The sequence below is a fragment of the Shewanella sp. A22 genome (assembly GCF_053850585.1).
Genome location: NZ_JBSQBN010000042.1, coordinates 23,245 through 33,449 on the forward strand (window position 1 = coordinate 23,245; position 10,205 = coordinate 33,449).

At 40.9% G+C, this 10,205-nt stretch carries 9 protein-coding genes and 1 pseudogene; 6 read left to right on the top strand and 4 right to left on the bottom strand.

The genetic code is table 11. The annotated features are described in order from the left end of the window. Positions 1-8: 8 nt before the first annotated feature. From hslO to ACWXWT_RS09780, 3 genes are all read left to right on the top strand, one after another. Positions 9-869 (top strand): Hsp33 family molecular chaperone HslO, encoded by an 861-nt coding sequence (hslO, locus tag ACWXWT_RS09770; protein WP_456041394.1) that lies wholly within the window; start codon positions 9-11, stop codon positions 867-869. A gap of 247 nt (positions 870-1,116) precedes the next feature. Further along, positions 1,117-2,673: a phosphoenolpyruvate carboxykinase gene (locus tag ACWXWT_RS09775; RefSeq protein ID WP_456041395.1), complete on the top strand. Its 1,557-nt coding sequence runs from the start codon at positions 1,117-1,119 to the stop codon at positions 2,671-2,673. 197 nt (positions 2,674-2,870) lie between these two features. Next, positions 2,871-4,730, top strand: coding sequence for a M14 family metallopeptidase (locus ACWXWT_RS09780; protein ID WP_456041396.1), 1,860 nt, complete (start codon positions 2,871-2,873; stop codon positions 4,728-4,730). 9 nt (positions 4,731-4,739) lie between these two features. Here the strand turns inward: ACWXWT_RS09780 and ACWXWT_RS09785 are convergent, their stop codons facing one another. Then, on the bottom strand, positions 4,740-5,633 hold the full coding sequence (locus ACWXWT_RS09785; RefSeq protein ID WP_456041397.1) for a hypothetical protein: 894 nt from the start codon (positions 5,631-5,633) through the stop codon (positions 4,740-4,742). 100 nt (positions 5,634-5,733) lie between these two features. After that, positions 5,734-6,009 (bottom strand): annotated as a pseudogene (locus ACWXWT_RS09790) (GIY-YIG nuclease family protein); the annotation flags it as partial. Between the two features lie 146 nt (positions 6,010-6,155). Between ACWXWT_RS09790 and moeA the strand changes: the two are divergent. Continuing rightward, the gene (gene moeA, locus ACWXWT_RS09795) at positions 6,156-7,409 is read left to right on the top strand and encodes a molybdopterin molybdotransferase MoeA (RefSeq protein WP_456041398.1); all 1,254 of its coding nucleotides are present in this window, start codon (positions 6,156-6,158) and stop codon (positions 7,407-7,409) included. A gap of 7 nt (positions 7,410-7,416) precedes the next feature. Beyond that, on the top strand, positions 7,417-8,187 hold the full coding sequence (moeB, locus tag ACWXWT_RS09800) for a molybdopterin-synthase adenylyltransferase MoeB (RefSeq protein ID WP_456041399.1): 771 nt from the start codon (positions 7,417-7,419) through the stop codon (positions 8,185-8,187). Positions 8,188-8,232: 45 nt separating this feature from the next. Here moeB and ACWXWT_RS09805 read toward each other — a convergent pair whose 3' ends face one another. Both ACWXWT_RS09805 and ACWXWT_RS09810 read right to left on the bottom strand, forming a co-directional pair. Then, positions 8,233-8,391, bottom strand: coding sequence for a DUF2986 domain-containing protein (locus ACWXWT_RS09805; protein WP_456041400.1), 159 nt, complete (start codon positions 8,389-8,391; stop codon positions 8,233-8,235). A 110-nt stretch (positions 8,392-8,501) separates the two neighbouring features. After that, complete coding sequence (locus ACWXWT_RS09810) at positions 8,502-8,669, bottom strand: YqaE/Pmp3 family membrane protein (protein WP_456041401.1); 168 nt, start codon at positions 8,667-8,669, stop codon at positions 8,502-8,504. A gap of 150 nt (positions 8,670-8,819) precedes the next feature. Between ACWXWT_RS09810 and ACWXWT_RS09815 the strand changes: the two genes are divergently transcribed. Then, a complete protein-coding gene (locus ACWXWT_RS09815) occupies positions 8,820-10,040 on the top strand; it encodes a GGDEF domain-containing protein (protein WP_456041402.1) in 1,221 nt (406 codons plus the stop codon). Positions 10,041-10,205 lie beyond the last annotated feature (165 nt).

Sequence of the window (10,205 nt, forward strand, 5' to 3'; positions counted from 1 at the left end):
GAACATAAATGAGCAACGATATTTTACATCGCTACATTTTTGATAATGCCGATGTCCGAGGTGAGATTGTCCAATTAGCACAATGTTACCAAGAAGTGCTTTCTGCACATCCTTATCCTGTGGCATTACAATGCTTAATTGGCGAGTTAATGGCAGCCACGTCATTATTAACCGCCACGATTAAGTTTACCGGTGATATTAGCGTACAGTTACAAGGCGATGGCCCAGTATCTTTAGCGGTTATTAATGGTAATAACAAGCAAGTGATGCGAGGGGTTGCACGTTGGGATGGCGACATACAAGCTGATGCGACTTTGCAACAAATGTTTGGCAAAGGCTACATGGTTATTACCTTAACACCTGATGAAGGTGAACGTTATCAAGGTATCGTGTCATTAGATCACGTAGACTTAGCTGCGTGTTTAGAAGAGTACTTTAATCAATCTGAACAGTTACCTACTCAAATTACGTTATTTGCTAATGGCAAACAAGCTGCAGGCATGCTGCTACAAGTGTTGCCAGCAAAATCTGATTCGAATGACGATTTTGAACATTTATCAACGCTAACATCGACCATCAAGGCAGAAGAGTTGTTTACGCTCGATGCAGAACAAGTGTTGCATCGTTTATATCATCAAGAAGAAGTTCGATTATTTGAACCTGTTGATGTCACGTTTAAATGTAGCTGTTCCCGTGAACGCAGTGCAGCAGCAATCAAAACGTTACCGCAAGCTGAAGTTGAAGCTATTTTAAACGAAGAAGGCAAAATCGATATGGGTTGTGAATACTGCACAGCAACTTATTCGTTTGATGCCATTGATATCGCGGCACTGTATGCCGGTAGCCATAGTAGTGAATCACAACAATAAAACGATCTCAATTACGTAATAAATTACAAAAAAAGTGCTTATGGCACTTTTTTTTCGTCTAAATGTTATACTACCCATCCACAACAAATAAAACTTTCAAAATAATTACCAAACTGTTCGTTACCAAACCGTTAACTTACGCTACAATCGCACTCGTTAGCTTGTGGCAATCGCAAAAAATAATATCAAGCTATGCTTAGCATTTAAACCCCCAACGCAATTCACAGTAAAACACGACTCAAAATACATGGAGATCAACACTATGGCGGATGTATCTAACCGCGTTCACCTCAACCCTACGACAGCAGAGCTTGTAGAAATCGCGCTTATTCGTGGCGAAGGTCAACTCACCGCGAATGGTGCCTTAGTGGCAAAAACAGGAGAGAGAACAGGCCGCTCCCCCAACGACCGATTTATCGTCAAAGAGGCAAACACAGAAGCCGATATTGAGTGGGGCAAAGTCAATCGCCCATTTGATGCGGGTCAATTTGATGCATTATGGGGACGCGTAGAGGCTTACCTTGCAGACAAAGAACTATTCATGTCTGAGCTTGAAGTCGGCGCGGATGACGAACACTATATTCCAGTGCGCGTAACGACAGAATATGCATGGCACCAAATTTTTGCTCGTAATTTATTCATCACCCCAGAAATCGTTAATCGAGGCAATAAAGACACATGGCAAATTATTAATGCGCCAGGTTTTGTGTGTATACCAGAACGCGATGGCACTCATTCTAATGCAGCCGTTATCCTGAACTTTGCCGAACGGAAAGTGTTACTGGCAGGCTTACAATATGCAGGCGAAATGAAGAAGTCGATGTTCTCGGTACAAAACTTCTTATTACCTGCCAAAGGAGTGTTACCAATGCATTGTTCGGCTAACGTCGGTCATGATGGTGATACCACCTTATTCTTTGGTTTATCTGGTACAGGTAAAACAACCCTTTCAGCCGACCCGAAACGCTTGTTAATTGGTGATGATGAACACGGTTGGGCCCCCGGAGGCGTATTTAATATCGAAGGAGGTTGCTATGCCAAATGTATCGACCTAAGCAAAAAAAATGAGCCGGTGATTTGGGATGCTATCCGTTTTGGCACCGTATTAGAGAACGTTGTACTCGATGAGCAGCGTATACCTAACTATAAAGATACTAGCCTAACGGAAAACAGTCGTGCTGCTTATCCACTTGAACATATCGAGCAACGAAAAGAAGATAATCGTGGTGCTGAACCACATGCCGTGGTCTTTTTAACTTGTGATGTATCTGGGGTATTACCACCGGTGTCGGTACTCAGCAAAGAGCAAGCTGCATATCATTTTTTATCTGGTTATACTGCAAAAGTGGGTTCTACTGAAATGGGCTCTACCTCAGCGATTCAGTCGACTTTTTCAACTTGTTTTGGTGCACCATTTTTTCCAAGACCCGCTGGTGTGTACGCCGAACTATTGATGAAACGCATTGAATCATTTGGCAGCCAAGTATACCTAGTCAACACCGGTTGGACTGGCGGCCCACATGGTGTTGGGCACCGTTTTGATATTCCAACCACTCGCGCCATTGTCGATGCGATTGTTAGTGGAGAGCTCAAAGATGTTGAAACGGTTTATATCGACAAGCTAAATTTAAATGTACCCGTTAGTGTCTCTGGTGTAGACACCGCTTTGCTAAACCCTGTCAACACTTGGGCCAATAAAGCTGAGTATGACAAATATGCACAGCAGCTAGCTCAAGCGTTCAGCGATAACTTTGCTAAATACCAAGTGTCAGATGCCATTAAGCAAGCTGGTCCTAACGTGTAAATTATTAATCAACACTTCGCGGTTAACTTTCATACGATACGGTTTCCAACATCCCAACTTCGGTTGGGATGTTTTATCGTTGCGTATTCCGTTCTTCTTCATATCAATACTCATCATATAAAAGCCTCTGAAACTGTTGCTAGGCAATGCTATGATGTTATTACTGTTATCGTTTCAACATTATTCTAGAGGTATTCATGCGCCGCTTTTTGCTTACAAGTTTATTGGCTAGTACGTTGCTCATCAATTCCACTTTCGCTCACGCCAATACTATCGAACCTTCACCGAGCATCGTCACAACAGAGCAAATAGCACGTTTTGAAAACGATAGCATATTACCTCCAATTCATCCTTGGTCAGGCACAAGTGAAGCGTTACTGCTAAGCGCGGATCAACCTTGGGCGACCCCATTTGAACAACAAGGCTATGTTTATAGCCCTAGCTATGACGACACGGTTAAATGGTTAGACACGCTTGTCGACAGCAGCGATGTACTGCAAAAAGTCAGTATTGGTAAAAGCCCCCAAGGGCGCGATATTTGGATGATCATTGCATCGCAAGATGGGACCTCAACAGCACAAGAATTAAGTGATAACGGAAAACCGACGGTGTTAGTACAAGCAGGTATTCATTCAGGTGAAATTGACGGCAAAGATGCTGGTATGATGCTATTGCGTGACATCAGTCATAATAACAAACGTGACTTACTAAAAAACGTTAACTTATTGTTTATTCCCATTTTAAGTGTCGATGCACACGAACGCAGTAGTCAATTCAATCGGGTCAATCAACGTGGACCAGTCAAGATGGGTTGGCGAACGACAGCCAACAATCTTAATTTAAATCGTGACTATGCCAAAGCTGATGCACTAGAAATGCAGCACCTCATTCGAACCATTAATATTTGGCAGCCCGATTTATACATTGATATTCATGTTACTGATGGTATTGATTACCAATATGATGTCACCTTTGGTTACAACGTCGCACAAGGATATAGCCCAAGTATTTTTACATGGTTGGAATCTATTTACCGCCCCGCTATTGAACAGGCGTTGACCCAACAAGGCCACATACCTGGGCAATTAGTGTTTGCCAACGATAATAGCGACATGACTAAAGGTGTGTCGCTGTGGAATCCAAGTCCGCGATTCTCCAACGGTTATGGTGACGCCCGCCATTTACCAACAATTTTAATTGAAAATCATAGCCTCAAACCCTATAAGCAACGAGTACTTGGCACTTATGTCATGCTGGAGCAAACACTTAACACGGTAGCCCAAAATAGCACTAAGCTTAAATCTGCCATTAATGAAGACAAATACCGTAATCCAAGTAAGTTAACTATTCGCTGGCAAAAACAAACCTTAGCAGAAGGTCGAGACTTTAAAGGTGTTGATTATCACGTCGAACAAAGCCCTATCAGTGGTAACAAAGTTGTTCGTTGGACTGGAGAGCCTAAGTTATATAAAAATTTACCCGTTGTAGCTAACACAAAAGCAGATGTGACAGTAACGCGCCCTGTGGCTTATTATATTCCACCACAATGGACACATGTCATTGAGCGTTTATCTTTACATGGCATCCGAATGACACGGCTGAAAAAACCAATGTCGATAACCGCACAACAATATCAATTCAGTGACCCATTATTCTCTAGTACTGATTATGAAGGCCACCAAACGGTAACAGCAAAAGCAACCATTCACAAAATCAATACCCAACTTCCGGCTGGTAGCGTACGTATTCAAACCGACCAACCTCTGGGCGATTTAGCCATGCTACTGCTTGAGCCCCAAGCAGAGGATTCTTTGTTTTACTGGGGAATGTTCAATACTATTTTTACCCGCACAGAATACATTGAAGACTATGCGGTGGAGCCTTTAGCGGCACAAATGCTCATTGACAGCACCGCACTAAAAACTGAATTTGAAACGGCATTGAAAGATCCTATTTTTGCAAATAATAGTAAAGCAAGGTTACGCTGGTTTTATGAGCGCAGCCCATACTACGACAATCAATATATGAAGTACCCTGTATTACGAGCATCTAAATAACGTTGCACATTACTCTACAAGTGTCTCTGCACTTATAGAGTCTTGAGGTAAATCAATCCATAGTGCTTGTCGTTGTAATGGTGTTTGCGGCGGTAAAAGCGGATTGGTTAGGTTAAAGATACGACTGTTTGAATATCGGCTCAATGGAAACATATTGCGGGTTGTTTCATGTTGTTGAATAAACTCATGCAATTGCCCGGTTGCAATCATCTTATCCAAACCTTTAGTAATACGTTGCGCCAAACGAGGATGATGGGAGCTGACAAAAAAATACATCGGCAAGGGATAATGTAATATAAGTTTGTCGAACACCATCAAGCTCTCATTACCTTTAGTTCTGACTTCCGTATAAGCTTCATTTAACCCTCGAGGAAAATAATCACAGCGTTGCTGTTTTAACATACTGTAAATTAACTGAAAAGAAATAACTCGTTCAACTCGATAACCATTGTATTCTAAAATATCTGAATCTGGCCACTGTGAACCTTGGCATGCAACTAATTGCTGTAACTGTTTAGCTGTCGATATTGACGCAAACTCAGCTAATCGACTACGGGCAATCACTGGCACTCTAGCACCTAATAATCCCCCAACCAGTGGTACTCGAATAGCCTTAAATTTTTGCTCCCGCGCAACAGAAGTTGCAGCCCAAAAAACATCTAACATATCGGCTTTAAGCATATTAAAAGCACGAGATTGTGACAACGGAGACTCAAGAACAACAATATTAGCTGTACCGTACTCATCTGTTGTAAGGCTCAATATTTTCTGCAATAGATCGTAATAGTATTGGTACGTGGTATTTTCAGGGGATTGAATCGGCTGAATACGCACACGTTGCGCAGTGACAGGACACGCTAAACAATACATAATCAACAGACAAAATATTAACGATCTACCCATCGCGACACTTACCGTTGTGATCTTATTGATTTACTTTAATGGTCACGTGATGAAAAACCAAATGTTTTATCTAAAAAACGTTATGAAAATCGGCAACTTATTATGCCAAACGACACAAAGATTCATACTGTTCAATCAACAATAATTTTTGTTGACGAGAAAATTTTTTTACTGTGATTTCACGCTTTAATGCATCACTTCTACTGGCTAATGGTTCTTGATAAACGAGAGTTAACGGGCCTTTACCTTTTAGGTATTTAGCCGCTTTAGCTCCTCCGGCTTGATGCTCAGCAAAACGGCGTACGATATCTGTCGTAACACCTGTGTATAGATGTGAATTTTTACAGCGAATAATGTACAAATACCAATTGGTGCTATTTTTCGACATAAAATATAAAACCTTAAGTGTGATCATAAAACTCTTGTGCCATCATGGCATACTAAGCATCATTTGAAAGTAAAGACCTATTTCAACCACAATACTGCTCATGGTATTTTTCGTTATTCATTAAGGAAGTTCTGATGTCCAATAATCAAGACCCTTGCGCTCAACCAGCATTGCTTCATCCCGATCAAGCTATTGAGCAACTTTTAGCTCAAGTTGAAGCAACCCAAGATACCGAGCTTGTGTCATTAACCCAAGCAGTCGACAGAGTACTTGCAGAAGATCTCGCATCCAGCATTGATTTGCCCCCATTTGATAACTCGGCAATGGACGGTTATGCATTTCGTTTTTCTGACTTAATTGCATCACAGGATAAAACAACCTTAACGCTAATAGGTAGCTCTTTTGCAGGCCATCCCTTTAACGGTAAAGTGACCCCCAATAGTTGCATCCGTATTATGACCGGAGCACCTGTTCCAGCGGGCTATGACACCGTACAAATGCAAGAGAAAGTCCATGCAAATGAAACTAAAATCACTATCGAACATCCGCTCAACTTAGGCGAAAATGTTCGTGGACGCGGTGAAGAGTTACTTGCTGGGACAAAAGTATTGCACCGAGGTATTATTATCCGAGCTGCAGAAATGGGAGTCCTCGCCACGATTGGCATTAGCCAAGTTAGAGTAAAGCGTCGTTTAAAGGTCGCGTTTTTCTCCACAGGAGATGAGTTACGCCCAGTAGGTAGCGAGCTTGCACCAGGGCAAATTTACGATTCCAATCGTTACTCTATCCAAGGGCTTCTCAACAAAAGTCATATTGAATGGATTGATTTAGGTGTCATAGCCGACAATAAAGAAGCCATTAGAGGAGCGTTTAAAGAAGCTGCAAGCAAAGCTGATATGGTATTAACATCTGGTGGAGTCTCTGTTGGTGAAGCAGATTACACTAAACAAATTTTATCTGAAGAAGGCCAAATAACCTTTTGGAAACTTGCCATTAAGCCAGGAAAACCATTTGCGTTTGGCAAAATAGGTAACGCTATTTTCTGTGGTTTACCCGGCAACCCAGTTTCATCAATGGTGACCTATTATAAATTGGTGTTACCTATCCTCCGTAAAATGCAGGGGCTCAACCCTGTAGCACCTTTACTTTGTCAGGCGATATTAACAACTGACGTGCGTAAATATCCTGGCAGAGTCGAATATCAACGCGGCATATTGAGTCACAATGAGCTTGGTGAACTTCAGGTTGCCATCACCGGAGGCCAAGGTTCTGGCATGCTTACCTCAATGAGCTTAGCCAATTGTTTTGTTATATTAGATCAATTCCAAGGCGATACAGCCAAAGGTACTCAAGTCACTGTAGAGCCGTTTAACCACGTATTGTCTTAGGAATAACATGGACTCATTTGATCAAGAGATACTCACTGACAATGAAATGCTGCGCTATAGTCGTCAGATCTCCATTAAAGCTATCGATATTGATGGCCAAGAAAAACTGAAACTCGCAAAAGTATTAATTATTGGTGCTGGCGGCTTGGGCTGTGCAGCAAGCCAATATCTTGCAGTGGCAGGGGTTGGTGAAATAACTTTAGTCGATTTTGATACGGTAGAACTTTCTAATCTTCAGCGCCAAGTGCTGCACCAAGATGCCAATATTGGCCAACCGAAAGTAGAATCGGCTAAACAGACACTGATGCAGCTAAACCCATTAATTCATATTAATACCATTAACGCGCTGTTAGACGACGATGAAATAAATACATTAGTCAGCCAGCATAGTTTAATTCTTGATTGTACAGACAATATTATAGTGCGCGAACAGCTCAATAAGAGTTGCTTTGAACACAAGGTACCTTTAGTCTCCGCTGCCGCAATCAGAATGGAAGGCACGGTAACGGTTTTTGACTATCAGCAAGACAGCCCTTGTTATCAATGTTTCAGTGCATTATTTGGTGAACAACAATTAACATGTGTCGAAGCGGGTATTCTTGCCCCTGTGGTAGGTATGATAGGTTGTATTCAAGCCACTGAAGCCATTAAAGTCATCACTGATATCGGCCAAACGTTAACAGGTAAATTGTTAATGATTGATGCGATGACTATGGAATTTAGACATATGGGCTTACCTAAGCAAGCCCATTGTAAAGTGTGTAATGCTAGCCGCTAAATGCGGCTTCATGACTTACCTCATATAATGCACCACAACGGCTGCCTAAATAGAATCCATTGTAGTCACTAGCAACTCTGCTTGTGCAAGCTTTTCACGCTCAGCTTTAGTCACATAAGGTGTTTTATTGGTAGCATGGAGCTTGGCGTTGGCTTTTTTAGCTTTGGCTTTAAGGGTTTGATTAATTTTCTTTTTACGATTCATAAAAGTCACTTGGTAATACTACTGCCCAATAATTATAATATCAAAGCGATTAAAACCCTATTCATTCCAGCTTTCAAACCAAACAATATCACCCACCGACACAGTTAAACTTATTCTTGTAATACCACCCACAAGGCATGAATAAGTCCTGGCACAAAAAAGAAAATACACAGTAGGATATTAATTAATAAATCTTTACCCATCCCTTTTTTAAGCAATACTGCCACTGGAGGGAGTAAAATAGCAATAATCACCAGTAATAATTTATTAGAATCCATTTCGTTACCTTATTAAGTTGGTCAAGTTAGTTAAAATAATTGCTTAAACAGTCTACAATAAAATTTTTAAGCAGAATAATTAGTCTATTATTGTGCATGTTTTTGATGCGATATCTGAAACAGTCTTCTTTTACGATACTAATGAGCCATATGGAACCTAGCCAGAGTATTATTTTTGTTCAATTTTTTAGCTTAATTGCGGTTAGTTGCGCGATAGCTTGGACATTACTTGCCAGCCTATTACGCATAGCGCCTAAAGCAAGTTTTTGTTTCGCCGCGACCAATATTTGCACTTTTATTGGTATTTTACTTTACACTCAACGCACTGAAGCAATTAACTATTTATACTGGTTTGTTGCCGACATGACAATACTCTTAGGGTTTGCTTTTGTACGGTGGGGTTGCCAATATTTATTTAAACAGCCTGTAACATACCCATTTGATGTGATATTACTGACCACCACGGCGCTATTGATGTTGCTGGTTCCTCCCTCCCTGACCTATGCAGTGTTTCTGGTTATTGTGATGAGCATTACTGCGGCAACCTTTATCACCTTAAGTGGTATTGATAATTTCCGAGCAGTAAAAAAACACTTGTCATTGCATTATGCTGTATTGATTAACATTCCATTTTTTATCATTGGCTTACTGTTTATCACCCGCGCAACCTTTTTGTTTTTTTCTCCAGAAGAACTCGCTCATATTTCTGCGGCAGATAAACTTAACTCCCCCTTAGTGATGTGGAGTTACATCATATTACTGTTTCTTACTAATTTAGTATTATTTGGTAACGCACTGACTCGACTGGTATACAAGGTCGCTCGATTAGCCAATAAAGATCAACTCACCGGTTTATGGAATAGACACACATTATTAGACAAACTAGAAGAAGTGGATGCGCTATGGCGACGTAATGGCCTAGCGTATAGCATAATGATTCTCGACTTAGATCACTTCAAACTTATCAATGATTCATACGGGCATTTAGCTGGTGATATCGTGCTCAAAAATACTGCAGACGTGTTGCGCCTATCTCTCAGAAAAATTGATTTTATTTGCCGTTATGGTGGTGAGGAGTTTCTGGTTATATTGCCATTAACCAATGCAGAGGATGCCAAAGTCGTTGCAAAAAAAGTACAACTTAGAATTAATGATAGTGCTACTCTATGGCAAAGAAATCACATAAATACAACGTTGAGCATTGGCTATGCGACATCTAAAACGCACCTCAACATTGAACAGTTATTACAATTAGCTGACGACGCAATGTACCTAGCAAAAAGTAGAGGACGTAATACCATTTGCTCAATGGAAGAGGTAACATCAGTACGTTCAACCGCAGTAAATAATGATGCTCCAACAATGTCTTAATACCCATAAGCGCAACAACGCTGACACAACATAGAATAATACCAATCCCATTAAATATCTGGTCAGTTCAGAGTCTCTCAGGTTTTTCAATTCAAGGCACATTGATGTAGAAATGGTTGTTCCCTTTTAAATCGATGTAACACAGAAGTGGAATACCTGAGAGAC

Coding starts and splice junctions, on each gene's coding strand:
- ACWXWT_RS09810 (WP_456041401.1), bottom strand. CDS start 8,669: ATGGATTCTAATAAATTATTACTGGTGATTATTGCTATTTTACTCCCT.
- moeB (WP_456041399.1), top strand. CDS start 7,417: ATGGACTCATTTGATCAAGAGATACTCACTGACAATGAAATGCTGCGC.
- ACWXWT_RS09805 (WP_456041400.1), bottom strand. CDS start 8,391: ATGAATCGTAAAAAGAAAATTAATCAAACCCTTAAAGCCAAAGCTAAA.
- ACWXWT_RS09775 (WP_456041395.1), top strand. CDS start 1,117: ATGGAGATCAACACTATGGCGGATGTATCTAACCGCGTTCACCTCAAC.
- ACWXWT_RS09785 (WP_456041397.1), bottom strand. CDS start 5,633: ATGGGTAGATCGTTAATATTTTGTCTGTTGATTATGTATTGTTTAGCG.
- hslO (WP_456041394.1), top strand. CDS start 9: ATGAGCAACGATATTTTACATCGCTACATTTTTGATAATGCCGATGTC.
- ACWXWT_RS09780 (WP_456041396.1), top strand. CDS start 2,871: ATGCGCCGCTTTTTGCTTACAAGTTTATTGGCTAGTACGTTGCTCATC.
- ACWXWT_RS09815 (WP_456041402.1), top strand. CDS start 8,820: ATGGAACCTAGCCAGAGTATTATTTTTGTTCAATTTTTTAGCTTAATT.
- moeA (WP_456041398.1), top strand. CDS start 6,156: ATGTCCAATAATCAAGACCCTTGCGCTCAACCAGCATTGCTTCATCCC.